Raw genomic sequence first — 21,362 nt, forward strand, 5'->3', positions numbered from 1 at the left:
GTCGCCGCCCCGACACCCATCGGAGGTCGGCGATGCGCGCTTTGGCCGCAGTGTTGCTGCTTCTTGTCGCGTTTTGTCAACCGGCGCAGGCCGCGCCCACTCTCGACACGGTCACCACAGCAAGTGTTTACGGGTGCCTGCGCACCAACGGCGCGGGCGTGTACGACGCGACGGTGAACAAGACGTTCGTGACGTACTCGGGGACCAGGCACGACATCTACGTCAAGGCGTTCGACCACGGCGCGAACACGTGGTCGGCGGCGGTCAAGGTCGCCACGCTGAACCTGACGCACGACAACGCCTATCACGACTACCCGGTGCTCACGCGGCTCGGCGACGGCAGGCTCGCGATCTTCCGGGCCACGCACACGACGTCGATGCAGCTCTACACCGCGCCCACGCCACGATCGATCACCGGCACGTGGACCGCGCGGACGATCAGCACCGACAAGAACACCTACCCCGAGCCGATCGTCACGGGGAACACGATCCACCTGTTCTACAGCCACAACACGGACCTGTCGCACCCGTACCGCACGTACAAGATGATCAGGTCGACGGACAACGGCAAGACCTGGTCCGCGCCGCGCACGATCATCGACTCCGGGCGCACAGCCGACAGGTACGCCGAGGTGTACGCGTTCGGCGTGACGCAACGCAACGGCCGCGTCTACCTGACCTGGTCGCTGCACGGCGGACCCAAGGGCCACAACGGAGGCGGAAAGAACATCTACGTCGCCTACCTCGACACGGCGTCCGGGAACCTGTTCACCGCCGGCGGCGCGTCGCTCGGCACGGTGATCGACTCCTCGGACACCGACAAGGCCAGGGTCGTCACGACGAACCCTGCCGATCTCCCGGCAGGCAAGGACCTTCCCGAGGAGAACCCGGTGACGGTGCCGTTGAACGACGGCTCGCTCGTGCTGGGCTACGGCGTGCACACCAGCAGCAGCGCCAAGATCGTGCTCTCACGTTTCGCCGGTGGCACTTGGACTTCCACGACGGCCGACACCTCGACGTCGTTGTTCAAGGACCTCACCGCGACCGGCGACGGCGTGGACTTCTCCTACGCCAGCGCGGATCGCAGGCGGCTGCTGGTGAAGTCGTGGACGCCGGGCGGGCCCGTGACGGCGAAGCACGACCTGACGGTGCCGTACTCGGCCGGTGCCGACACGACGTTCTACGCGAACTTCGTGGAGAACCGGCCGAGCGACCTGGTGGCCAACACCATCGACCACGAGACCCGCAAGACCAACCACACGGGTAAGTGGCCGGTGTTCTCGATCAGGGGCTGATCAGCAGCGCGGCACGGGAACGCGGCGGCGATGAATGCCCTCTTCCTGCGGGTGATCATCGCCGTTCGCGCTGACAAACTCACCGACACCCGAGTAAGCAGGAGGCATGCCCGTACAGCTCAACCACACCATCGTCCACGTCAGCGACCAGAACCACTCCGCCCGCTTCCTGACCGAACTGCTCGGCCTGCCCGACCCGGTGCGCTACGGCCCGTTCCTCGTCGTCGAGGTCGCGAACGGCGTCTCGCTCGACTACATGACGGCCCGCGGCCCGATCACCGAGCAGCACTACGCGTTCCTGGTGACCGAGGAGGAGTTCGACCAGATCTTCGGCCGCATCCAGGAACGCGGCCTCGACTACTGGGCCGACCCGTTCCACTCCCAGCCCCAGCAGATCAACCGCAACGACGGCGGACGCGGCGTCTACTGGAACGACCCGGACGGCCACGCGCTGGAGATCATCACCCGGCCCTACGGATCCGGTAGCTGACGAACCGGTTCACGTATCTAAAAGGTATAGACCATCTCTTGTGCTCGGAGTTCCTGCCTGCCACCGTGAGAGCGGTAACACACAGTGGGCGCGCTGATGCTCTGAGGAGTTGGTCTCCATGTTCCGGACACGCGCCGCCGCCCTGATCGTCGCGCTGATCGGCGTCTTCACGCTCGTTCAGCCGGCGACGGCAGCGCCGTTCATCGTCACCGAAGCGCAGTTCAACCGCATGTTCCCGTCCCCGCCCCGCAACGCCTTCTACACCTACAGCGGCCTGAAGAACGCGATGGCCACGTTCGGCTCGTTCGCGAACCAGGGCAGCGACACGGTGAAGAAGCAGGAGCTCGCGGCGTTCCTGGCCAACGTCTCGCACGAGACCGGCGGTCTCCGCTACATCCGCGAGATCAACCAGAACGGCGACTACTGCGACGAGACCAGGCCCTACGGCTGTCCCTCGCCCCAGAAGTACTACGGCCGCGGCCCGATCCAGCTGTCGTGGAACTTCAACTACAAGGCGGCCGGCGACTACCTCGGCATCAACCTGCTGAACAACCCCGAGCGGGTGGCCACGGACGCGACCGTCTCGTGGCGGACCGCGATCTGGTACTGGATGACGCAGAACGGCCCTGGCACCATGACCCCGCACAACGCGATGGTCAACTCGCGCGGCTTCGGCCAGACGATCCGCAGCATCAACGGATCCCTGGAGTGCGACGGCCGCAACCCCGGCACGGTGGAGAGCCGCGTCTCGAAGTACCGCTCCTTCACCGGCATCATCGGTGTCGCAACGGGATCGAACCTGTACTGCTAGTGACAAAACAGGTCTAGACCCTTGACTGGTCTGGACCATTGGTGCCAATCTCAGCGCTGTTCACATACCTGATCCTCCGGGCGCAAGACTCCAGGAGTGAGTGACCTTGCTGAGAAAACGAATTCTGGCGTCTCTCGCGGCGGTGGCGATGGCGGCGACCATGGCCGTCATCGCACCGACCGCGTCATCCCAGGCGGAAGTGTCCGCGCAGGCCTGTTCGTTCACCAACTGGACAGCGGGCACCTGGTACACGACCGGCTCGATCGTGAAGTACACCAACGGTCAGTACTACGTGGCCGAGCACGACAACCCCGGCTACGACCCGATCATCTCCACCTGGTACTGGGAGCCGACGAGTTGTGACGGCGGTGGTGGAGGTGGCGGCGGCGGTACCTGCACCAGCGCCACGGACTGGGTTGCGGGCCGGCAGTACTACACGGGCAACATCGTGCGGTACAACGGTTCCTACTACATCGCCGAGCACGACAACCCCGGTTACGACCCGACGATCTCCACCTGGTTCTGGGAACCGCACAGCTGCGACGGTGGCGGCGGCGGGGGTGGCGGCGGCAGCTTCGTCGTCAGCGAAGCCCAGTTCAACCAGATGTTCCAGGGCACCCGCAACTCCTTCTACACCTACAGCGGTCTCGTCGAGGCCATGAGCGCGTTCCCCGCCTTCGCGAAGACCGGCGGTGACACGGTGTCGAAGCAGGAAGCGGCGGCGTTCCTCGCGAACGTCTCGCACGAGACCGGTGGCCTCAAGTACGTCGAGGAGATCGACCAGAGCGGCGACTACTGCGACGAGACCAGGCCGTACGGCTGCCCCTCGCCCCAGAAGTACTTCGGCCGCGGCCCGATCCAGCTGTCGTGGAACTTCAACTACAAGGCGGCCGGCGACTACCTCGGCATCGACCTGCTGGGCAACCCGCAGTGGGTGGCACAGCAAGCGCCGATCGCGTGGAAGACGGGCCTCTGGTACTGGAACACGCAGTCCGGCCCCGGCTCGATGACCGGACACGCGGCCATGACCAACGGCTCCGGGTTCGGCCACTCGATCCGCAGCATCAACGGTTCGCTGGAGTGCGACGGCCGCAACCCGGCGCAGGTCCAGAGCCGTGTCTCGAAGTACCAGCAGTTCGTCGGGATCCTCGGCGTGCCGGCGGGTGCCAACCTGTACTGCTAGTGGTCGCCCTGACTAGGACTTGAGTGGTCCTAGTTCGGTCGTAGCTTCAATTCATGACCATGGAGCTCAACGACCTGTTGCACGAGCTGAACGATCAGCGCAGGACCTTCCGCGTCACAGTGCGAGGTCTCACCGCCGCAGAAGCGGTGAAGCGCACGACCGTCAGCGAGCTCACGCTGGGTGGGTTGCTCAAGCACCTCACCTGGTGTGAGCGCGGCTGGACCCACATCCTGACCGAGCAGCCCGGCACTCCGCCCGGCATGCTCGACTGGGGCCAGTACACGTGGACCGGCGACGACCTCGACGCGTTGCTGGAGTCCTACGACGAAGCGGTGCGCGCGACCGATGAGGCCGTGCGCGCCGCTTCGCTGGACAAGCTGGTGCCGCTGCCGTCCGCGCCCTGGGACCAGAACCCGCGGCCCATGTCGATCCGGCGGATCGTGCTGCACCTGATCCGGGAGACCGCGCAGCACGCGGGCCACGCGGACATCATCCGGGAGACGCTGGACGGTCAGTCGACCACCGCGTTCCTCTACGAGTAGCTCAGGCCGCCAGCTGTTCCTTGACCTGCGCCAGCGACGGGTTGGTGAGCGCCGCGCCGTTCGGGAAGTGCACGGTCGGCACCGTGCGGTTGCCGCCGTTCACCTCCATCACGAAGTCGGCCGCGCCCGGCGTCTCCTCGATGTTGATCTCGACGTACTCGATGCCTTCGCGGTCGAGCGAGCTCTTCAGGATCCGGCAGTAGCCGCACCACGAGGTCGAGTAGACGGTCAGCTGGTCGGGAGCCATCAGGCGCACTCCTCGTCGGGGTTGGACTGTGTCCTCAGTGTCAACGCCCGGCCAGGAGCACTTCTTCCCGGGGTACCGCTGTGCCCCGCGCCACTCGGACGGCGCAGCGACGGGCGATCGTCAGGCAATCGTCAGGTCAATTCCCTGCACGGTGAGTGAACATAGTTCGCGCACGGCCGAAGATTTCGGCCGTGCAATTGGTCGTGCATTCTCGCGAGCCTTGCCGATCAATTCAGTCACCCATTCGGCGGCCCATCACCACGCAGGGTTTCCGATATCGTTTGAATTCCGCCGCCGCTACCGCTGTCATGAATGGAAAGGCTGGCCATGCTGAAAACGGTGGCGGCTGCTGCCCTCGCGCTGTCCGCGGTCCTGACCGCGCCGACCGCGAACGCAGCATCCGATGTTCCTGATTTCGTGACGATCGACGTCGTCACCGTGAACGGTTCCGGCTGTCCCGCCGGCACCGCGGCCGTCGCGGCCGCGGACGACCGCACGGCGTTCACGGTCACGTACAGCCAGTACCTCGCCCAGGCCGGACAGGGCTCAGGCCCCACCGACTTCAGGAAGAACTGCCAGCTCAACATCAGAGTGAGCTACCCGCAGGGCTTCACGTTCGGCATCGCCCAGGCCGACTACCGCGGCTTCGCCAACCTGCAGCAGGGCGCCACGGGCACGGAGAAGGGGAACTACTACTTCCAGGGCATGTCGCAGACCGCGAGCCGCACCCACACGTTCAACGGCCCGAAGAGCGACAACTGGCAGGCCACCGACCGCGCGACGGTGTCGGAAATCATCTACGCGCCGTGCGGGGAAGTCCGCCACCTGAACATCAACACCGAACTGCGCGTGAACGCGGGAACCGCGTCGAAGGCGAACAGCTTCATGACGATGGATTCCACCGACAGCAGCGTGAGCACGAAGTACCAGTTCTCCTGGAAGCGTTGCTGATCCAGGCACCGATTGCCGCCGCCCGTTCATTTCGTTGAACCCCAGACGGAAAGGTGCCCCATGCTCACCACACTCGCCGCGGCCGCGCTCGCGATGTCGACGATCATCATTCCCCCCGGTGGCGCCCCTGGTGACACGCCGCCGCCGGAGAACATCACCATCGACGTCGTGACCATCAACGGTTCTGGCTGCCGGGCGGGAACGGCCGCCGTCGCCGTGAGCCCGGACAACAAGGCGTTCACCGTCACCTACAGCGAGTTCATGGCGCAGGTCGGCCCTCAGGCCCTGCCCACCGACTTCCGCAAGAACTGCCAGCTGAACCTGCGCGTCAACGTGCCGTCCGGCTTCACCTACGGCATCGCGTCCACCGACTACCGCGGCTTCGCGCACCTCGAACGCGGCGCCACGGCCCTGGAGAAGGCCAACTACTACTTCCAGGGCATGTCGCAGACCGAGTACAAGCAGCACAACTACCGCGGCCCGTTCAGCGACGACTGGCAGGCGACGGACACGACCGATGTGGCCGCCATCGTCTACCACCCCTGTGGCGAGAAGCGGAACTTCAACATCAACACGGAGCTGCGGGTCATGGCGGGCACGTCGGACCCGAAGAAGGTCACCAGCTTCATCGCGATGGACTCGACCGACGGGTCCATCGAGACGACCTACCACTTCGCGTGGAAGGTCTGCCCGCCCAAGCCGTAGTACCCGCTAGGTGCCGGGCATTCCGCGAACGGGGTGCCCGGCACGCCCCTTTTCTGGGATGATCGTTCCCTGCCAACGTCTGGGGGGACGATGAAGCTGCACGTGCTGTCCGGAGTGGACCTCGGGCCGGAGTTCCACGCGCTGGTGAAGAAGATCCACAGGGGGATGCTCAAGCCGCGGTACCGGCGCGTCTCGGTGCTGTTCGACGACCTGGCGGGCACGTCGGCACGAGTGGACCTGGTGCGGCTGGCCACGATCGCGGCGCTCGAGCAGACCGGCGAGAGCGTCGAGCTCATGCCGGTCAGCGCACGCGGTCACACCGTGGGTCTCGAGTGCGTGATCGGTGTCGCCGATAACGGTGACGGCACGGTGCGCGTCACCGCGGCCGGAGTTCAGGTCGATGTCCTGCCACCGTCCGAAGAGGACTGCCACCGCCTGCTGACCTCCGGCGTGCGCGGCACGGCGATGCGGTTCCCCGTCTTTCCGAGTTCGTGTCCCTCGCTGGTCGCGCGCGGCGACGGACCGGACGAGCTCGTGCTGTGGCGGTGCGGCCTGGCGCCGGCGAAAGTCCGGCTGCCCGGACCGGTGCTCGCCGCGATCCACGTGTCCGACAGGTCCGGCGAAGTGCTGAAGGCGCTGGTCGAGATCGACGGTGAACTGATCTACATGTCACACGATGAGGACCCCGCCCAGTGCGAGCTTCGCATCCCGATCCGCTTCAGCGTCGCCGCTGAGGCCAAGCGGGACCTCTCCCCGCTCTACCTCGACATGGACGAGCCCTGGCGGTACGGCGTCTACTTCCGCCGCGCCGGCAAGTGGTGGAACCTCCACTACCACGGCGGCACGATCACGCTGAAACAGTCGACCGGAACCACCCACCAGCCCGGTTCCTTTCCCTGGCACGCCAAGGTCTACGGCGGCGACCGGTCGGTCTTCGGGCCGGGCTACTCCCACGCCGAGCGCCGGCACGGCACCGACTGGACGGTGACGGGAACGGGCGCGGAGCAGGTCATCACCGTTCCGCCCGGCGAGCACGTCCTCGGTCTCACCGAGGTCGGGAAGCAACCGGCGCTGCTGACCCGGGAGGGCAACATCGTCCGAGCGCGGCGGCAGCACGACGTGCGCACGGTCGTCGAGTTCAAGGGGCCCGTGATCCAGCACTACGAGGCGCCATGGGTGGCGGTGCAACGGTCACCGCACCTGGTCGAGGTCATCGACATCGCGACCGGCGCGGTGCTGCACCGCCTCGACACGGCCTAGATCAGGAAGCGGTACGCCGTCGACCCCGGCTCCACGTGCTGGATCTTGAGCGGGGACTCCTTCATCCGCCCCCACAGCAGGTCGTAGTCCTCGCGGCGGCCCAGCTCGATGCACACCAGCGCGGCCCCGGTCTCCCGGTTGTCCCGCTTCATGTACTCGAACTGCACGATGTCGTCGTCCTTGCCCAGCACGTCGTCGAGGAACCGCCGCAGCGCGCCCGGCTCCTGCGGGAACTCGACCAGGAACCAGTGCTTCAGGCCGCGGTGGATCATCGACCGCTCGACGATCTCGGCGTAGCGCGAGACGTCGTTGTTGCCGCCCGAGAGCAGGCACACGACCGTCGAGTCCGGTGCGACGGAGATCTCCTCCAGCAACGCGGCCGAGGCCAGCGCTCCGGCGGGCTCCGCGACGATGCCGTCGATCTGGTACAGCTCCAGCATCTCCGTGCAGACAGCGCCCTCGGACACGGTGAGGAGCTCGGCGCCGCTGTCGCGCACCATCGGGAACGTCACGTCACCGGCGCGGCGGACCGCGGCTCCGTCGACGAACGAGTCGACCTCGGGCAGCGTCACCGGGTGGCCGGCCTGGATCGCGGCGATCATGCTCGCGGCACCGGCCGGCTCCACGCCGATGATCCGGGTGCGCGGGAAGCGTTCCTTGAACCACGTGCCGACGCCGGAGAGCAGGCCGCCGCCGCCGATGGGCACCACGATCACGTCGGGCGCGCCGCCGAGCTGCTGGACGATCTCCAGGCCGACGGTGCCCTGGCCGGCGACCGTGCGGCGGTCGTCGAAGGCCGGGACGAGGGTCGCGCCGGTCTGCTGCGCGTACTCCTTCGCCAGCGCGGCCGCGTCGTCGTAGGTGTCGCCGTCCACGACCAGCTGGACCATGCCCTGCCCGAGGGCGTGGATGCGGTCGCGTTTCTGGCGCGGAGTGGTGCGCGGGACGTGCACGCGGCCCTCGATGCCGAGGCGGCGGCAGGCGTAGGCCATGCCCTGGCCGTGGTTGCCCGCCGACGCGCAGACCGCTCCACCGAACGCGAACTCGGTCTGGCAGAGCAGGTTGAACGCGCCACGCAGCTTGTAGGAACGGCCGACCTGAAGGTCCTCGCGCTTGAACCACACGCGCGCCCCGGTCCTCTCGGACAACCGCTGGTTCACCTCCAGCGGGGTCGTGCGTGCGACACCGCCGAGCCGGGCTGCGGCCGCGGACACCTCATCAGCGAAGGACATGTCAATACATCTTCCGTGAACGACTTGGGTCTGGCACGCGTACCCCTAGAAGGAAGGGGGAGGTGCCTGTGTTTCGCCTTGTGGGCGTGCTATCGCTGCTCATGATGCTCTCCGTGGTTCCCGCGCACGCCCATGGCGCGCCCACTGACCCCGCGAGCAGGGCTTTCCTGTGTTCGCCAGGTCAGCCCACAGCATCATCCCCGCTCTGCCGCAGCGCCATCGCGGCGGGGTTGCCGTCCAAGGAGTGGGACAACATCCGGCTGCCGAACGTGCGCGGCCAGGACGAGGCCATGGTTCCGGACGGCAGGCTGTGCAGCGCGGGACTCGCGAAGTACGGCGGGCTGGACATGCCGTCCGCCGACTGGCCGGCGACCAAGCTGAAGAGCACGGACTTCACGTACAAGGCCACGATCCCGCACCAGGGCTCGTTCCGGTTCTACGTGACGCGCGCCGGCTACTCGCCCGCCGCGCCGCTGCGGTGGGCGGACCTCGACCAGTTCCTGAACGTGCCCTCTCCCCCGCTCGTCAACGGCTCCTACGAGTTCAAGGTGCAGCTGCCGAAGGACCGGACCGGACGTCATCTGATCTACACGGTCTGGCAGAACACGGACACGCCCGACACCTACTACTCGTGCACGGACGTCGAGATCGCGGCCGCCGTGAAGCCCGCGCCGCCGGCGGCCCAGCCCGCTCCCGCCGCCGCACCGCCGGTGCGGGCCGCGCCGCCGACCCAGAGTTCCGCAGCACCGTCCACCAAGCCGTCCGCGCCGAGGTCGAGCACTCCCCGGCCCGTTCCCGTTGCGTCGAGTGCCGAACAACCTCCTTCCAACGCAACGAGGTTCGGCATATCGGCCATGGTGGCCGCACTGGGCGGGCTCGCCGTGCTCGGCGGGATCATGTTGTGGCGCAAAAGAATTCTGTGAACGTCCCGGTCCCCAACAGGTCTAGACCTTCTCTACGATGATCTTCGGGCGCGCAACCCCTGCTACACGAAGGTGTGTACCCGAATGGCTCGAAAACTGTTGGCGTTGCTGGCAATGCTCGCCGCCACCCTCGTCCCGGTCTCGCTCTCGGCAACGAGCACGGCCCAGGCGGCCCCGTTCAAGGTGCTGGCTTTCTACAACGGCACGTGGGACGCGGCGCACATCGCGTTCGTGAACGAGGCGAACCCGTGGCTCACCCGCGCGGGCCAGGAGAACGGCTTCACCTACGAGTCGACCCGTGACTGGAACCGGCTCAGCACCCTGACCCCGGCCCAGGCGCAGGTCGTGATCTTCCTCGACGACGCGCCCACCGGGGCGGCCGCGCGCACCGGCTTCCAGCGCTACATCGAGGCCGGCGGCGGGTTCTTCGGCTTCCACGTCAGCGCGTTCACCCAGAACGCGAACGAGTGGCCCTGGTACCACAACACGTTCCTGGCCAAGGGGAACTTCGTCAGCAACACGTGGGGCCCGACGACCGCGGTGCTGAAGGTCGAGACCCGCACGCACCCGTCGACCCTGCGTCTGCCGGAGAAGTTCACCTCGGCCGTCAGCGAGTGGTACAGCTGGGACCGCGACCTGCGCCAGAACCCGAACGTCCAGATCCTGGCGAGCGTCGACCCGTCGAGCTTCCCGCTCGGCACCGACCCGAACCAGCAGTGGCGCAGCGGTTACTACCCGATCATGTGGTCGAACAAGAACTACAAGATGATCTACGCGAACTTCGGCCACAACGCCATGGACTACGCGGCGAACCGGCCGCTGTCGTCCACGTTCGCGAGCGCCACCCAGAACAACTTCCTCATCGACAGCCTGCTGTGGCTGGGCGGTGGCGGCACCCCGCCGCCGCAGGGCGAGTGGAAGACGGTCGTCAACCGCGGCAACGGCAAGTGCGTCGACGCCGCCGCCGCGGGCCTGAACAACGGCACCGTCATCCAGCAGTACGCGTGCAACGGCACCACGGCGCAGAACTTCCGCGCGGTGGCGACGACCGACGGCTACTCCCGCGTCGAGTACCGCAACGACTCGACCAAGGTGCTGGACGTGAGCAACGTGTCCACCGCCGACAACGCGGGCATCCACCTCTGGACCTACGGCGGCGGCACCAACCAGCAGTGGCGGGTCACCACCGGCGCCGACGGCTACTCGACGCTGACCGCTCGCCACTCCGGCAAGTGCCTGTCCGCGCCGGCCGGGTCCGGTGACGGCGTGCAGCTGATCCAGGCGACCTGCAACGGGTCGGCGGCGCAGAGCTTCAAGATCGGCTAGTTCCGAGTCAGGAGGACCGTGAGCGGTTCTGGTCGTCGAGGCGGCCGGAACCACTCACGACCACCCGTTCCCCCGGAAGCGGGTCCGCCGGGTGTGGTGCCCCGAGGAACCCGTACATGTCGTTGAGCTGGTGCAACGCCTGCACCGCGTCCCGCCACACCGGGCAGGGCCACGCGCGATGCCGCCCGTACCAGGCGTGACACGACTTGCACCGATGCCGCTCGTTCGGCTCGTGCATCCGCAGCAGCCCTCGCCACCAGGGCAGGGCAGCGCGAAGCTGCTCACGCAGTTCGAACACCTCGTTGGGCGAGTCCGTCTGCGCGAGCTGGTTCATGGTCTTGTAGACGACGTCGATCACCGAGCGGTGAAACGACCCTTGTCGTTCAGCAAGCGCCATGTCCGGAGAACCTCCGCGAAGTGGCGAGCGGGTGGACTGACATGACTGTCCCGGACCGCGCGGACACCCTCCGCAGTTGAGACAGACACGGGGGGAGTCTATGTTGGCTATCGGAGGGCTTTCAACTGGTGAAAATCTCGTCACCCAGTTAGCCCTTTCCATGGGTGGAGACGCTCACTGCGCGCGACCGGGGAGGCGGCATGGCGGGGGAACGGTCCCTGGCTGACAAGCTCAACCACCTCTTCGCCCGGCACACCGCCAGGTCAGGCCAGGAGTACAGCAACGAGCAGGTCGCGGCGGCCATCGCCGACACGGGCGTGACCATCTCCCAGAGCTACATCTGGCAGCTGCGCAAGGCCAAGAAGGACAACCCGACGTTCAAGCACTTGCAGGCACTGGCAGGCTTCTTCGGTGTGCCCGTGAGCTACTTCTTCGACGACGAGGTCACCGACCGCGTCGACGAGCAGCTGAAATCGTTGCAGGACGAGCAGTCGCGCCTCAACGAGATCGCCTCGGGCAGCGACGCGCAGCTCATGGCGATGCGCGCGGGGGAACTGTCGCCGGACCGCCGCCGCCTGGTCATGGAACTGCTCGACGTCGTCTACCGACAGGAACAGGCCGAGCGCGGCGAAGGATGACTCGTGGCCGAACGAGATTTGCGCAAGCGGTGCCGCCGCCTGCTGAACGAGCTGGACATCCAGCCCCCGCTCGACGTCGGCGAGCTCTGCCGCCGGGTCGGTGAGCAGCGCGGCAAGCCCATCCGGCTGATCGCGCACCCGATTCCGGTGCCCGGCCCGTACGGGGTGTGGATCGCCACCGCCAAGGCCGACTACATCCTGTACCAGCAGGAGACGTCCAAGGCCCACCAGAACCACATCATCCTGCACGAGCTCGGCCACCTGCTGGCCGGTCACACCAGCGACGAGCAGGACGACGGCCTGCTCGCGGGCCTGTACCCCGACCTCGAACCGGATGCCGTGCGGCGCGCGCTCAGGCGTACGTCCTACGACTCCGAGCACGAGCGCGAGGCCGAGACGGTCGCGACGATCATCCTGGAATGGGCGTCGGTGCTGGACAAGGTGGCGCCGCGGGCGTCGGAGGGTCCCGCGCGCCGCATGTCGAAGTCGCTCGCGGACCGGCTGGGGTGGTTGTAGGTGGAGTACCTCAAGGAGACCCAGGGCATCGTCGCGTTCTCGGCGCTGGCCGTGGTGCTGTACCTGCTGGTGCGCCGCCCGCACGACCCGCGGTTGCGTTCGGTGACGGGCCTGGTGGCCGGCTGGGCGGTCGGCTACCCGTTCGGACGGGCGGCGGCCGACGGGCGGTGGTTCCTCGGGCTCGACCCCATGGTCTGCCAGCTGATCCAGCACGCGATGCTCCAGGTCGGCGTGTACGGCCTGATCTGCTTCTTCATCTTCTCGGCGCTGGACGACGCCCGCGCGAAGCGGCAGGCGTTGCTCCAGCTCGCGCCGTTGATCCTGTGCATCAGCGTCATGACGTGGGCGGTGCTCGCGATCCCGGACGACCTGCGGGTGGCGGCGGCCCGTGTGCCGAACTCGCTCGGCGGCGGCCCGACCGGAATCCTCGCGATCACGGTGTTCTACGCGCTGGGCAACGGCTATCTGCTCTACGGCTTCGCGACGATGTTCGTGTGGGCCCGCCGCTACGCCCGCGAGGCCGAACCCCGGCTGCGCCGCGGCCTGCTGATCACCTCGACGGGCCTCGCGCTGCTGGTGCCCGCGGACGCGATCTTCGTGTCGTCGAACGTCTCCCGCTACTTCGGTGAGCCGCTCCCCCGCTGGCTGCTGACCACCGCGGTGTGGTTCCTGCTGCCCGGCGTGCTGCTGTGCGTCGTCGGCGTCATCTACCCGATCGCCGCGATGCGGTTCGCGGCCACGAGGCTGTGGCTGCGGCACCTGCGCGCGTACCACCGGCTCGCTCCACTGTGGACGTTGCTGCACCAGTCGTTCCCCGAGGACGCCCTGCACCGCGTGCCGTCCAAGCGCGACTCGTTGTCGTTGCGGGGCGTGCACCGGCGCTACTACCGGCGGGTGATCGAGTGCCGGGACGGGCTGGTGCGGATCAGCCCGTACGTCGCCGAGACGCCGGACGAGCTGCCGCTGTCCGACCGGCTGCGGGCCGGGCTGGAGACGCGCAGGTCGGGGGCGGTCACGATGCGGCGGCCGATCGCGCTGGCGATCCCCGAGGACGACGGGATGGACGCCGACGTGCGGGAGCTCGAAAAGCTCGCGGTGGCCCTGCGCTGAGCTTATGGTCACGGGCGTGGACCTGCCCGTGATGCCGCCGGTGAAGCCGATGCTCGCGAAGTCCGTCCCCACGCTTCCGCGCGGGGACGGGCTCGCGTACGAGCCGAAGTGGGACGGCTTCCGCTGCATCGTGTTCCGCGACGGCGACGAGGTCGAACTGGGCTCGCGCAACGACAAGCCGCTCACCCGGTACTTCCCCGAGGTGGTCGAGCTGCTGCGGGAGGCGCTGCCACCGCGGTGCGTGGTGGACGGCGAGATCGTGCTGGTCACGCCGGACGGGCTGAGCTTCGACACCCTCCAGCTGCGGCTGCACCCGGCGGCGTCGCGCGTCCGCAAGCTGTCGGTGGAGACACCGGCGAGCTTCGTGGCGTTCGACCTGCTGGCGTGCGGCTCCGAGGACGTGACGGGGTTGTCGCTCGGCGAGCGGCGCAAGCTGCTGGAGGAGATCGTCACCGAGGTCCCCGGTGTCTACCTGACACCGTCCACAGCGGACCCGGACGTGGCGCAGGACTGGTTCACCCGGTTCGAGGGCGCGGGGTTCGACGGCGTGATGGTGAAGGCGTTGGACGGCGTCTACGAGCCGGACAAGCGCGTGATGTTCAAGGTGAAGCACGAGCGCACCGCGGACTGCGTGGTCGCGGGCTACCGGTGGCACAAGGACGGCGAGACGGTCGGGTCGCTGGTGCTCGGGCTCTACCAGGACGGCGAGCTGCACAACGTCGGCGTGGCCAGCAGCTTCACCGCGGCGCGGCGGCGGGAACTGGTCGAGGAGCTCAAGCCGTTGCTCGACCCCGCCGAGCATCCGTGGAGCGCGTGGGCGACGTACGAGGGTCCCGGCATGAACAGCCGGTGGAACCCCGAGAAGCAGCTTCAGATCGTGCTGCTCGAACCGACGCGGGTCGCCGAGGTGCGCTACGAGCACGTGCAGGGCGGACGGTTCCGGCACACGGCGCGCTTGGTGCGGTTCCGTGCGGACAAGACGCCCTTGGAGTGCACGTACGAGCAGTTGGAAGAGGTGCCGCCGGCCGAACTGGACGCCCTGTTCGGTGAGGCCGAACAACGCAGGCGGACAATCGAACCGTGAAGGTGATCAAGCGGAACGGCACGCACGAGATCGAGATCCAGCGATCGAGGTTCCTGTGCCACGTCGCCCGCGTCACCTCCGACGCCGAGGCTTCCGAGTTCTTCGCGCGGATCCGCAAGGAGCACTGGCAGGCCACGCACAACTGCACGGCTTTTCGAACGGTGGACACCCAGCGCTCGTCCGATGACGGCGAACCCGCCGGTACCGCCGGCGTGCCGATGCTGGAAGTGCTGACGCGCCGGGGTCTCGTGGACACCGCCGTCGTCGTCACCCGCTACTACGGCGGGATCAAGCTCGGTGCCGGTGGCCTGGTCCGGGCGTACGGACGGGCCGTGTCCGAGGCCATCGACTCGCTGGGCACCCTCACCCGTGAACGGCACGAGAGCGTGCTTCTGGCCGTGGACCACGATCAGGCGGGAAAGCTGGAGAACGGGTTGCGCGCGGCCGGGTACCACGTCGCGGACACCGAATACGGTCATGACGTCACCTTCACCGTTCTCACGAAGGACCCGGAGGCGTTCGAGGTCTGGCTCGCCGCTCAGACCGGCGGTTCCGTGACCGCGATCAGGGGCGAGCCGGTGGACCTCGACAGTTAGAACTTGTCGGCCCAGGTCAGGGCGTAGTCGGCGACCTCTTCCCAGCCCGGCGTGCCCATGACGAAGTGCGGGCGGTTCGGGAACTCCTTGATCTCGGTGATCGCGGGGCCCTTGTAGCGACGGGCGTTCTCGCGGTTCATCGACGCGGGGACCACGTTGTCGCCTTCGCTCGCGATGAACAGCAGCGGCGCGCGGTCCGGGTTCTTCAGGTCGACCTTGGTCGCGTTGTGGGTGGTGAAGTTCGCGGTCGCGGCCTGCCACAGCGGGCGTCCGGGCGCGGTGATGGCGAACTGCTGCCGCAGCGCCTCGGCTTCGTCCGCGGGCAGGGTGTTCGTGAAGGCGTAGTGCCATTCCGCGGCCGACAGCTCGACGTTGCGCTTCACGTTCGCCGGGTTCTTGAGCACCGGGAACGCGGCCTTGATGGACGAGAACGGCAGGCCCAGCGTGCCCTTGGCGGGCGCCGAGTGGATGGCGACACCGGCCTTGCCCAGGCCCCGGTCCAGCAGCTTCTGCGTGATCAGGCCGCCGAACGAGTGGCCCATGATGATCGCGTCCTCGGCGTGGTGCTCGCGGATGAACTTCTCGACGTGGTCGGTGATCTCGACGACGCCCAGGCCGTTCGCGACCTCGGGGTGCGCCCGCATCTGCGCGACCTCGCCGTAGCCGGGCCAGGTCGGGGTGAGCACCTCGTGGCCGGCGGCGGTGAACCTGTCGGCAACGTTCTTCCAGCTGGCGGAGGTCAGCCACAGTCCGTGAACCAGCACGATCTTCGACATTTCCGTCTCCTTCAGTTGTGGAGAACGCTCGTTCTCCGGCATGAGTGATACAGTAGAGAACGAGCGTTCTCCACAGCAAGGGGTTACTGAGGTGACGACGGACACAGAGGCCAGGGAAAGGGTCCTGGAAGCCGCTGACCGGCTGTTCTACGCGAAGAGCGCGCACGCGGTCGGCATGGACGAGCTGCGCACGGAGGCGGGCGTCTCGTTGAAGAAGCTCTACCAGCTCTTCGCCGGCAAGGAGGCGCTGGTCGAGGAGGTGCTGCGCAGGCGGGAGGAGGCCATCACCGCCGCGACCATGAAGTACGTGCTGCGGGCGTCGACGCCGGAGGACCAGATCCTCGCGGTCTTCGACTGGATGGCGGACTCGTCCGGCACGACCGACTTCCGCGGCTGCGCGTTCATCAACTCCTACGCGGAGCTGGGGCCGTCCTCGGAGCGCGTGACGGCGGTGGTGCGCCACCAGAAGACCGGTGTGCGGGGCGCGATCGCGGCGATGGTCGCGGCGACCGGGCGGCCGGAGTGGGTGGCGGACTCGATCTTCCTGCTGTTCGAGGGCGCGATGACGAACACGGCGATCACGGTGTCGTCGGAGCCGGCCCGGCAGGCACAGACCGCGGCGCGCTTCCTGCTGGAGAAGACAGCCTGAAGCGCGCCGCGTTACCCGTTATCGGTTACGTGCAGGGAAGGGCGTCCGGATCGGCGCCCGCCTTGGGCACCCACCGGATGTTCGCGAACGAGGCCTGGAACGCGCCGTCGGTGTAGACGAGGAACGGCGTGTTGACGCTCTCCAGGTCCAGTCCCTTGTTGGAGAAGCAGGAGACCGGGATCTTGACGGTCGCCTTCTGTCCGATGGGGAGATCGCGGAACGCCTGCGTGGCATCGATCTCCGCCATGCACGGGTACTGGCAGTGCGAGCTGATGACCGTGCGGTTGGCCGGAGCCTGGTGCACGATCACGTCGAACTGGATGGCCGCGTTGGCGTTGCCGTAGCCGCGGAGGTCGCTGACCGCCGGGCTCTGCAGGTACACCTGGCCGGGGCCGGTGCCGGTCCACGTCGTCTTGAGCGCGTCCTGCTGGACGTTGACGTCGGACTGCACGACGTTGATCTCGGCGTGCGAGGCCTGGCCGTCGGGGCCGACCACGGTGCCGCCCCAGTTCTCGGCCGAACCGATCATCGACTGGTACGGCGCGATGTCCGTGCGGTTGAAGATCTCCAGGTCCTCGGTCGCGGTGCCACCGCCACCACCGGAGCACAGGACGCCGGGGCTGGTCTCGTCGAGCGTGCCGACGCGGCCGGTCTCCCAGTCGCGCAGGCCGTAGCCGAGCTTGAACAGCGGCTTCTTGGCCGGCTCACCGGGCAGCGCCGGGCAGGCCTCGCCGGGCCACGAGTAGGACAGCTTGCCGCTGAACCCGTTGTGACGGCCCCTGATCAGCAGGTCGGCGATGCCGCCGCCCTCGGTGCCGGGCAGCCAGGCGGCCACGAACGCGTCGGAGCGGTTGATCTCCTTGTTCATGTACAGCGCGCGGCCGCCGACGTAGACGGTGATGACCGGCTTGCCCTTGCCGGAGACCTTGTCCAGCACGGCGAGGTCCTGCGGCTGAAGGCGAGCGGACTCGAACGACCGCTTGCCGAGGTCGCCCACGCCCTCCGCGTACGGCGTCTCACCGATCACGGCGATGACGGCGTCGAACTGCGCCGGGTCGACGCCGTCCGCGGTCTCGGCGAACGTGACGTTCGCGGCGCCCAGGGTGTCCTGGATGCCCTTGAGGATGCTGGTGGCGTTCGGGAAGTCGGCGTTGGTGTTGCCGGTGCCCTGCCAGGACAACGTCCAGCCACCGGTCTGGTTGCCGATGTTGTCGGCGGTCTTGCCGACGACGAGAACCTTGCTGCGCTTGGACAACGGCAGCACTCGCTTGTCGTTCTTCAGCAGCACGGCGGACTCACGCACGGCCTCGCGGGCGAGTTCCTTGTGCAGCAACGCCTTCTGCTCACCGGCGTGCTCACGCTGGCTCGGCTTCGGGGCGTCGAACGTGCCGGCGCGCAGCTTGACGCGCAGGATGCGGGTGACGGCGTCGTCGATGCGCGCCATCGGGATCTGGCCGGACTCGACCTGGGCGATCGTGTTGGTGATGAACGCCTTCCAGTCCTGCGGCACCATGATGATGTCCATGCCGGCGTTGATCGCCTGCGGGCAGCTGGCGTTGGTGCAGCCGGTGACCTGGCCGATGCCGTTCCAGTCGGAGACGAGCAGGCCGTCGAAGCCCATCTTCTCCTTGAGGATGCCGGTCTGCACGTACTTGCTGCCGTGCACCTTGCCCTCGTTGATGACGTCGTTCGTCCAGCTGTTGAACGAGATCATCACCGTCTGGGCACCCGCGGCCAGCGCGCCGTAGTAGCCCTGACCGTGCAGGTTGATCATCTTCTGCTCGGTGGACGCGTTGATGCCCTGGTCCTTGCCACCGGTCGTGCCGCCGTCACCGAGGAAGTGCTTGGCGGTGGCGATCACGCCGTCCTCGCTGATGCGCTTCTTCGCGTTGTCCTGCAGACCCTTGATGGCCTCGTAGCCGTAGGCACGGGTGATCCGCGGGTCCTCGGAGAAGCCCTCGTACGTGCGGCCCCACCGGTCGTCCTCGACGACGGCGAGCGTCGGCGAGAAGGCCCAGTCCTGACCCGTCGCGCGAATCTGCTCGGCCGTGGCCTCGTTGATGTCGCGGATGAGACACGGGTCGTGCGCGGCACCGAGTCCGATGTTGTGCGGGAAGACCGTCGCGCCGTAGACGTTGTTGTTGCCGTGCACCGCGTCGATGCCCCAGATGACGGGGATCTTGGTGCGCGACTGCTTCGAGGCGTCGAAGTAGGCGTCGGCGAGCGCGAGCCACTCCTGCGGCGTCGCGTTCTTCTTGGCGCCGGGCCAGCTACCACCACCGTTGAGGACAGACCCGAACCCGTAGGTCGTGACGTCCGCGGCCGTGATCGCGCCGATCTCGGGCTGCGTCATCTGGCCGACCTTCTCGGCCAGCGTCATGTCCTTGAGGATCGCCTTGATCCGCGCCTCGTCCTTGCGGTCGCCCGTGAGCTGGCTCTCGACCTTCGGCCAGTCCTTGAGCGTCGGCAGGGACTTCTCGATGCGAGCACAACCGTGCTCCGTCTTCGGCTGCCCGATGACCGTCTGCTTCGGCGGCCAGTGCTGCGCTTCCTGCGCGCCGGCCGCCGAGGTCGCGCCGGCGGCGAGCGTCAGCCCCAGCACTGCGGCGAGAGTGCTTCTCCAATGCATGCCGCGATCCTCAACGGCGTGTTACGTCCACGTCAATGGGAACGCTCTCACGACTTTGTTCCGGAAACTTTCAGGACGAAGTTCCCATACCGGGCCGATGCGTTCTGACACGCGTGCGGGCAGGCTCAGATCAGCCGGCTGTCGAACCCCGACGCGACCAGCCGGCCGTAGGCGGCCAGGACGTCAGCCGGCACGTCCTGCTCCACCGAGAAGCCCAGCTTCGGGTACTCCACCACCCGCTGCAGGTCTCCGGCGAGCATGTCGACGACGAGCTTCTCGTCGCCGATCGACCGGACGTAGTCGCCGAACTTCAGCGGCTCGGACGCGCAGACGACCTCGACCTCCGGCCACACCTTCCGGCACGTGGCGTAGGCGCGGCGCTCCATGTACGGCTTCGAGATGAGCAGCACCGAACGAGGCTCGTGACCGTTCTCCGCCAGAAGCTCACGCGACAGCCCCACGTTCTGCCCGGTGTTACCCGCCCGCGGCTCCACCAGGAGGGCACTGTCCGGCACGCCGAGCGACAACGCGTGCTCCCGGTAGTGCACCGCCTCCCCACGCGGGAACCGAGCGGCCGTCGTCGGGCTGTTGCCACCGCTGAACACGAGCAACGGGAACAGCCCTGCGCGGTACAGCTCGGCGGCGAAGGTCGCCACGCCGAGGTCGTGGCTGCCCAGGCCGATGGCGACGTCGACCGGACGCGGCTCGTGCCCCATCTGGTGGTAGTCCCAGATGATCTCCGCATCGCGCCACTGCTCGTCGCTGATCGGCCGGCTCACGGGTGGTGCGCTCCTAGTTCACGTGCTCGAAGGCGCTTCGGATGGCCTCGATGCTGGCGAGTTGATGGGACATGCCGAACGTACGTGACGTCCCGGCGGCCTCGTCGAGCAGCCGCAGTCCGCCCTCCGAGGTCGCACGATCTGACAGGAGGATGTGGGCGTGCGCGGTCTGCAGCCGGACGCGCTGCATCGGGGAGTCCGAGCGGTTCGCGAGTGCGACGTCGAGGTAACGCAAGGCCACACCGAGCGCACCCGCGCCACGGTGCGCGAGGGCCATCTTCTGGTGCGCGACCGCCCAGTCATCGGGCTCTTCGAGCTGCTCGAAACGACGAATCGCCTCAGCCATGACCGTCACCGCGTGGTCGTTGGATCCCTGCTTGCTCAGGGCTGTCCCCACCCACAGAAGAGCCCGAGTGCGGTCACGAGGGCTGAGCCGTGAGTCGCCGGCCAGCACCTCGTACCTGCGAGCGGCAAGATCGAGCCGCCCGTTCATCTCCTCCACGACCGCGAGCGACAACTCCACCTGCGCGGCCCTGCGCGGCACACCCAGCTCGCGGAAGAACTGGTGCGCGCATCGGTAGGTGTGTGACGCCGACAGGGGTCCCTGGACATCACCCTGGTCTCGTCGCAGATCGCCGAGCAGCACGAGCGATCGGGCGTGCAGGTACAGGCCGTGGCCGTCGAGCTCCAGCGGGGTGAAGCGCCGCAGCCAGCGGTCGACGAGGCTGCTCGCGAACTTGAAGTCCTGCTGCGCCAGGCACGCCGCCGCGCGCCCCAGGTCGTCGGTCCAGGTCTCGTAGTCCCATTCCCTCGGACCGCTGCGGTAGTAGTCACGAACCGGCGTCTCGCCGTCCTGCCGGAGCAACAGTTCGAAGCGCTGCTTGGCCTCCGCGTCCGCGGTGGCCAACGCCGTGTCCAGAATGGACTGCATGAACGGGCGCGGCGTGGTTTGCGCACCGAGCGACTCCCACTTGGTGACCGTGCGGACGCCGACGCCCAATCGCTCTGCGAAGGCACGCACGCTGAGACGCAGCGCGCGGCGGAGCGCACGTGCTTCACAGCCCGTCCAGTGAGCCAGCGACCCCATGTCGGCGACCTCCTCCTGACCTCATGGAACCAGGTGAGCACGAGTAGGTGCGCCGCAAGTGCCACGGAAGTGCCACACGGGTGCGTTCCCCGCGGAAAGGGGCACGAGCAGGCTGTTCAGCAGGCGGCCACACACT

Annotated in this window: 23 protein-coding genes; 16 read left to right on the forward strand and 7 right to left on the reverse strand. The window is 67.6% G+C overall.

Going from position 1 to position 21,362, the window contains the following annotated elements; all coding sequences use genetic code 11:
• Positions 1-32 precede the first annotated feature (32 nt).
• From BM417_RS03365 to BM417_RS03385, 5 genes are all read left to right on the forward strand, one after another.
• Positions 33-1,295: a BNR-4 repeat-containing protein gene (locus tag BM417_RS03365; protein ID WP_093588214.1), complete on the forward strand. Its 1,263-nt coding sequence runs from the start codon at positions 33-35 to the stop codon at positions 1,293-1,295.
• A gap of 106 nt (positions 1,296-1,401) precedes the next feature.
• Positions 1,402-1,785 (forward strand): VOC family protein, encoded by a 384-nt coding sequence (locus BM417_RS03370; RefSeq protein ID WP_093588215.1) that lies wholly within the window; start codon positions 1,402-1,404, stop codon positions 1,783-1,785.
• A gap of 118 nt (positions 1,786-1,903) precedes the next feature.
• Positions 1,904-2,596 carry a chitinase gene (locus BM417_RS03375; protein ID WP_093588216.1) on the forward strand — a complete coding sequence of 231 codons (693 nt, stop codon included), beginning with the start codon at positions 1,904-1,906 and terminating at the stop codon, positions 2,594-2,596.
• A 160-nt stretch (positions 2,597-2,756) separates the two neighbouring features.
• On the forward strand, positions 2,757-3,779 hold the full coding sequence (locus BM417_RS03380) for a glycoside hydrolase family 19 protein (RefSeq protein WP_093588583.1): 1,023 nt from the start codon (positions 2,757-2,759) through the stop codon (positions 3,777-3,779).
• Positions 3,780-3,832: 53 nt separating this feature from the next.
• Positions 3,833-4,321 (forward strand): DinB family protein, encoded by a 489-nt coding sequence (locus BM417_RS03385; protein ID WP_093588217.1) that lies wholly within the window; start codon positions 3,833-3,835, stop codon positions 4,319-4,321.
• Between the two features lies 1 nt (position 4,322).
• Here the strand turns inward: BM417_RS03385 and BM417_RS03390 are convergent, their stop codons facing one another.
• Positions 4,323-4,568 carry a mycoredoxin gene (locus BM417_RS03390; protein WP_090069138.1) on the reverse strand — a complete coding sequence of 82 codons (246 nt, stop codon included), beginning with the start codon at positions 4,566-4,568 and terminating at the stop codon, positions 4,323-4,325.
• A 327-nt stretch (positions 4,569-4,895) separates the two neighbouring features.
• Between BM417_RS03390 and BM417_RS03395 the strand changes: the two genes are divergently transcribed.
• The 3 genes from BM417_RS03395 to BM417_RS03405 all read left to right on the forward strand — a co-directional run bounded on the left by BM417_RS03395 (position 4,896) and on the right by BM417_RS03405 (position 7,484).
• Positions 4,896-5,519, forward strand: coding sequence for a DUF4360 domain-containing protein (locus BM417_RS03395; RefSeq protein ID WP_093588218.1), 624 nt, complete (start codon positions 4,896-4,898; stop codon positions 5,517-5,519).
• Between the two features lie 93 nt (positions 5,520-5,612).
• The gene (locus BM417_RS03400) at positions 5,613-6,224 is read left to right on the forward strand and encodes a DUF4360 domain-containing protein (RefSeq protein ID WP_407656077.1); all 612 of its coding nucleotides are present in this window, start codon (positions 5,613-5,615) and stop codon (positions 6,222-6,224) included.
• Between the two features lie 90 nt (positions 6,225-6,314).
• Positions 6,315-7,484, forward strand: coding sequence for a hypothetical protein (locus tag BM417_RS03405; RefSeq protein ID WP_093588220.1), 1,170 nt, complete (start codon positions 6,315-6,317; stop codon positions 7,482-7,484).
• Here BM417_RS03405 and ilvA read toward each other — a convergent pair.
• Entirely contained in the window at positions 7,481-8,716 is a 1,236-nt protein-coding gene (ilvA, locus tag BM417_RS03410; protein WP_093588221.1) for a threonine ammonia-lyase IlvA, read from the reverse strand. The two genes, BM417_RS03405 and ilvA, sit on opposite strands and share 4 nt — an antisense overlap.
• An 86-nt stretch (positions 8,717-8,802) precedes the next feature.
• On the opposite strand from ilvA, the gene BM417_RS03415 reads away from it, so the two are divergent.
• Positions 8,803-9,639 carry a lytic polysaccharide monooxygenase auxiliary activity family 9 protein gene (locus BM417_RS03415; protein WP_143138481.1) on the forward strand — a complete coding sequence of 279 codons (837 nt, stop codon included), beginning with the start codon at positions 8,803-8,805 and terminating at the stop codon, positions 9,637-9,639.
• Positions 9,640-9,723: 84 nt separating this feature from the next.
• Positions 9,724-10,965: a ThuA domain-containing protein gene (locus tag BM417_RS03420; RefSeq protein WP_218164306.1), complete on the forward strand. Its 1,242-nt coding sequence runs from the start codon at positions 9,724-9,726 to the stop codon at positions 10,963-10,965.
• Between the two features lie 7 nt (positions 10,966-10,972).
• Here the strand turns inward: BM417_RS03420 and BM417_RS03425 are convergent, their stop codons facing one another.
• A complete protein-coding gene (locus BM417_RS03425) occupies positions 10,973-11,362 on the reverse strand; it encodes a hypothetical protein (protein WP_143138482.1) in 390 nt (129 codons plus the stop codon).
• 200 nt (positions 11,363-11,562) lie between these two features.
• Here BM417_RS03425 and BM417_RS03430 point away from each other — a divergent pair, with 200 nt between their 5' ends.
• From BM417_RS03430 to BM417_RS03450, 5 genes are read left to right on the forward strand one after another with little or no spacing between them, the layout of a single operon-like run.
• On the forward strand, positions 11,563-12,000 hold the full coding sequence (locus BM417_RS03430; RefSeq protein ID WP_030475574.1) for a helix-turn-helix domain-containing protein: 438 nt from the start codon (positions 11,563-11,565) through the stop codon (positions 11,998-12,000).
• Positions 12,001-12,003: 3 nt separating this feature from the next.
• Positions 12,004-12,516: an ImmA/IrrE family metallo-endopeptidase gene (locus tag BM417_RS03435; RefSeq protein ID WP_093588225.1), complete on the forward strand. Its 513-nt coding sequence runs from the start codon at positions 12,004-12,006 to the stop codon at positions 12,514-12,516.
• Positions 12,517-13,626 carry an MAB_1171c family putative transporter gene (locus BM417_RS03440; RefSeq protein ID WP_093588226.1) on the forward strand — a complete coding sequence of 370 codons (1,110 nt, stop codon included), beginning with the start codon at positions 12,517-12,519 and terminating at the stop codon, positions 13,624-13,626. It abuts the gene before it with no gap.
• A gap of 16 nt (positions 13,627-13,642) precedes the next feature.
• Positions 13,643-14,710, forward strand: a complete 1,068-nt coding sequence (locus BM417_RS03445) for an ATP-dependent DNA ligase (RefSeq protein ID WP_093588584.1) — start codon at positions 13,643-13,645, stop codon at positions 14,708-14,710.
• A complete protein-coding gene (locus tag BM417_RS03450) occupies positions 14,707-15,306 on the forward strand; it encodes a YigZ family protein (RefSeq protein WP_093588227.1) in 600 nt (199 codons plus the stop codon). The genes BM417_RS03445 and BM417_RS03450 overlap by 4 nt, the downstream gene beginning before the upstream one ends.
• On the opposite strand, the gene BM417_RS03455 is transcribed toward BM417_RS03450, so the two are convergent.
• Positions 15,303-16,082, reverse strand: coding sequence for an alpha/beta hydrolase (locus tag BM417_RS03455; RefSeq protein ID WP_218164307.1), 780 nt, complete (start codon positions 16,080-16,082; stop codon positions 15,303-15,305). The two genes, BM417_RS03450 and BM417_RS03455, sit on opposite strands and share 4 nt — an antisense overlap.
• A gap of 91 nt (positions 16,083-16,173) precedes the next feature.
• On the opposite strand from BM417_RS03455, the gene BM417_RS03460 reads away from it, so the two are divergent.
• Positions 16,174-16,731, forward strand: a complete 558-nt coding sequence (locus BM417_RS03460) for a TetR/AcrR family transcriptional regulator (protein ID WP_218164308.1) — start codon at positions 16,174-16,176, stop codon at positions 16,729-16,731.
• Positions 16,732-16,756: 25 nt separating this feature from the next.
• Here the strand turns inward: BM417_RS03460 and BM417_RS03465 are convergent, their stop codons facing one another.
• The 3 genes from BM417_RS03465 to BM417_RS03475 form a co-directional block, all read right to left on the reverse strand.
• Complete coding sequence (locus BM417_RS03465) at positions 16,757-19,360, reverse strand: glycoside hydrolase family 3 protein (protein ID WP_093588230.1); 2,604 nt, start codon at positions 19,358-19,360, stop codon at positions 16,757-16,759.
• A 125-nt stretch (positions 19,361-19,485) separates the two neighbouring features.
• The gene (locus tag BM417_RS03470; RefSeq protein ID WP_245821657.1) at positions 19,486-20,139 is read right to left on the reverse strand and encodes a YdcF family protein; all 654 of its coding nucleotides are present in this window, start codon (positions 20,137-20,139) and stop codon (positions 19,486-19,488) included.
• A 13-nt stretch (positions 20,140-20,152) separates the two neighbouring features.
• The gene (locus BM417_RS03475) at positions 20,153-21,226 is read right to left on the reverse strand and encodes a tetratricopeptide repeat protein (protein WP_093588231.1); all 1,074 of its coding nucleotides are present in this window, start codon (positions 21,224-21,226) and stop codon (positions 20,153-20,155) included.
• Between the last annotated feature and the right edge of the window lie 136 nt (positions 21,227-21,362).

The organism is Lentzea waywayandensis, assembly GCF_900115955.1.
GTDB classification, from domain to species: Bacteria; Actinomycetota; Actinomycetes; order Mycobacteriales; family Pseudonocardiaceae; genus Lentzea; species Lentzea waywayandensis.

Coding starts and splice junctions, on each gene's coding strand:
- BM417_RS03365 (WP_093588214.1), top strand. CDS start 33: ATGCGCGCTTTGGCCGCAGTGTTGCTGCTTCTTGTCGCGTTTTGTCAA.
- BM417_RS03370 (WP_093588215.1), top strand. CDS start 1,402: ATGCCCGTACAGCTCAACCACACCATCGTCCACGTCAGCGACCAGAAC.
- BM417_RS03375 (WP_093588216.1), top strand. CDS start 1,904: ATGTTCCGGACACGCGCCGCCGCCCTGATCGTCGCGCTGATCGGCGTC.
- BM417_RS03380 (WP_093588583.1), top strand. CDS start 2,757: ATGGCCGTCATCGCACCGACCGCGTCATCCCAGGCGGAAGTGTCCGCG.
- BM417_RS03385 (WP_093588217.1), top strand. CDS start 3,833: ATGACCATGGAGCTCAACGACCTGTTGCACGAGCTGAACGATCAGCGC.
- BM417_RS03390 (WP_090069138.1), bottom strand. CDS start 4,568: ATGGCTCCCGACCAGCTGACCGTCTACTCGACCTCGTGGTGCGGCTAC.
- BM417_RS03395 (WP_093588218.1), top strand. CDS start 4,896: ATGCTGAAAACGGTGGCGGCTGCTGCCCTCGCGCTGTCCGCGGTCCTG.
- BM417_RS03400 (WP_407656077.1), top strand. CDS start 5,613: ATGTCGACGATCATCATTCCCCCCGGTGGCGCCCCTGGTGACACGCCG.
- BM417_RS03405 (WP_093588220.1), top strand. CDS start 6,315: ATGAAGCTGCACGTGCTGTCCGGAGTGGACCTCGGGCCGGAGTTCCAC.
- ilvA (WP_093588221.1), bottom strand. CDS start 8,716: ATGTCCTTCGCTGATGAGGTGTCCGCGGCCGCAGCCCGGCTCGGCGGT.
- BM417_RS03420 (WP_218164306.1), top strand. CDS start 9,724: ATGGCTCGAAAACTGTTGGCGTTGCTGGCAATGCTCGCCGCCACCCTC.
- BM417_RS03425 (WP_143138482.1), bottom strand. CDS start 11,362: ATGGCGCTTGCTGAACGACAAGGGTCGTTTCACCGCTCGGTGATCGAC.
- BM417_RS03430 (WP_030475574.1), top strand. CDS start 11,563: ATGGCGGGGGAACGGTCCCTGGCTGACAAGCTCAACCACCTCTTCGCC.
- BM417_RS03455 (WP_218164307.1), bottom strand. CDS start 16,082: ATGTCGAAGATCGTGCTGGTTCACGGACTGTGGCTGACCTCCGCCAGC.
- BM417_RS03465 (WP_093588230.1), bottom strand. CDS start 19,360: ATGCATTGGAGAAGCACTCTCGCCGCAGTGCTGGGGCTGACGCTCGCC.
- BM417_RS03475 (WP_093588231.1), bottom strand. CDS start 21,226: ATGGGGTCGCTGGCTCACTGGACGGGCTGTGAAGCACGTGCGCTCCGC.